We start from the raw sequence: 1,669 nt of genomic DNA, 5'->3' as shown, positions 1-1,669 counted from the left end.
CTTCTCTTACCTCCCGGCTCACCGTCGCCTGCTACATACTTTCTCTTCATTCTGAAATCGGTGAGGGTATTAAGGCCTTCATCCACTTCAAAGATGATATCTCCGCCTTTTCCTCCGTCACCGCCGTCAGGACCGCCGGCCGCCACAAAAAGCTCTCTTCTAAAGCTCACATGACCGTCTCCGCCTTTGCCCGACTTTATAAAAATTTTTGCACTGTCAGCAAACATAAATACCTCATTTTAATAAAACAGGATGCACCTGCTTATACAAATTCTTAACGTCCCTACAATAGTAAATAAGGCCTCATACATCCGTATGAAGCCTCATGACTCTTATTCAGCAATAGCTCTTGGATAAACAGAAACCTGCTTTTTGTCTCTGCCTTTTCTTTCAAAACGAACTACACCGTCAACAGTAGCAAACAATGTATCATCACCGCCACGACCTACATTAAGTCCCGGATGAATCTTTGTTCCTCTCTGTCTGTATAGTATATTTCCTGCTAAAACAAACTGTCCGTCTGCTCTCTTAGCACCAAGTCTTTTTGACTCAGAGTCACGACCGTTCTTTGTAGATCCAACTCCCTTTTTATGAGCGAAAAGCTGAAGGTTCATTTTAAACATTTACTTGACCTCCTGTAAATTGATATTGATAAAATCACTGTACTCTTCTCCTATATCCATAAGACCAAGAATACACGAATCCAGTAATAGTCCCGATTTTTCACTTCTGTCCTGCAATCTCAGATGAAAGAAACCTTCACTGCAATCGACTGTAAATTTGTCGTCGCAAAAGTGTTCTATAGAATTTGCCAGATTCAACGTAAGCACTGAAACCGCCGCACAAACTATATCCTTTCCTTCTTCTTCAAAACCCGCATGTCCCGAAACTTTCAAACCGGTATATTTGCCGTTTTCGGCAAATGCAACAACGTTAATCATAAAGATTATGCATTAATCTTTTCAATCTTAACTTCTGTAAACTGCTGTCTGTGACCGTTCTTCTTGTGGTGACCTTTTTTAGGCTTATACTTGTATACAATAACCTTTTTAGCCTTACCTTCTCTAAGAACTGATGCACTTACACTTGCTCCTGTTACAGTAGGTGTTCCAACTTTGAGTTCTCCATCGTTTAGTGCAAGAACCTGATCAAATGTAACAGCCTCACCGTCTGCTTTTCCAAGTTTCTCTACTCTAATGATATCTCCTTCTGAAACCTTATACTGCTTACCACCTGTAGCAATAATTGCGTACATAAGGATACCTCCTATTATCATTACTCGCCAAAATTGGTGCTTGAAATCAAGCTTGAAACCAACATTGAGCGGCATACTGTCTTAGTATACACTAAACAGTCACCCTATGTCAATCAATATATTTACTTTCACTTTCATTTAACATAGTTTCAGCCTTTTTTGTGGCTTCCTTATCTACATCGGACTTGTTGGTTATCTTATTTATAAGGTCCGGAACCATATCAAGTATCTTGCTGATTGCATCCTGATTTTTTATATTTACAACCTTTGTCCTGCCGTCCTGTATTATAAGCATTGCGGTAGGTGAAAGTTTTGCGCTCATTCCGCCTCCGCCGTTTGATTTTGAAGTGTTGTCAAAGGTACCTGCCGCCATACCGCAGCTTACATCAACCAACGGTATTATTGTAGTATCAC

General features: G+C 40.3%; 4 protein-coding genes and 1 pseudogene. All 5 read right to left on the bottom strand.

Annotation, left to right across the window (positions count from 1 at the left end; translation table 11 throughout):
- A pseudogene (locus tag ACO6FI_RS13245) lies at positions 1 to 227 on the bottom strand (GTPase ObgE); the annotation flags it as partial.
- A 105-nt stretch (positions 228 to 332) separates the two neighbouring features.
- Positions 333 to 623, bottom strand: coding sequence for a 50S ribosomal protein L27 (gene rpmA, locus ACO6FI_RS13240; RefSeq protein ID WP_008751601.1), 291 nt, complete (start codon positions 621 to 623; stop codon positions 333 to 335).
- Positions 624 to 941 carry a ribosomal-processing cysteine protease Prp gene (locus ACO6FI_RS13235; protein WP_485457733.1) on the bottom strand — a complete coding sequence of 106 codons (318 nt, stop codon included), beginning with the start codon at positions 939 to 941 and terminating at the stop codon, positions 624 to 626. It abuts the gene before it with no gap.
- 5 nt (positions 942 to 946) lie between these two features.
- Positions 947 to 1,255, bottom strand: a complete 309-nt coding sequence (gene rplU, locus ACO6FI_RS13230; RefSeq protein ID WP_298052458.1) for a 50S ribosomal protein L21 — start codon at positions 1,253 to 1,255, stop codon at positions 947 to 949.
- A gap of 109 nt (positions 1,256 to 1,364) precedes the next feature.
- Positions 1,365 to 1,669, bottom strand: a 305-nt coding sequence (locus ACO6FI_RS13225) for a GerW family sporulation protein (RefSeq protein WP_485457732.1), incomplete at its 5' end; no start/stop codon positions are given.

The organism is Lachnoanaerobaculum sp., from assembly GCF_057250505.1.
The sequence above is the reverse complement of the archived record's forward strand: the minus strand, read 5'-3'. Positions and strand labels throughout refer to the sequence as shown.

Bases quoted from the DNA above. Each gene is read 5' to 3' on its own strand.
- ACO6FI_RS13235 (WP_485457733.1), bottom strand. From the start codon at position 941: ATGATTAACGTTGTTGCATTTGCCGAAAACGGCAAATATACCGGTTTG.
- rplU (WP_298052458.1), bottom strand. From the start codon at position 1,255: ATGTACGCAATTATTGCTACAGGTGGTAAGCAGTATAAGGTTTCAGAA.
- rpmA (WP_008751601.1), bottom strand. From the start codon at position 623: ATGTTTAAAATGAACCTTCAGCTTTTCGCTCATAAAAAGGGAGTTGGA.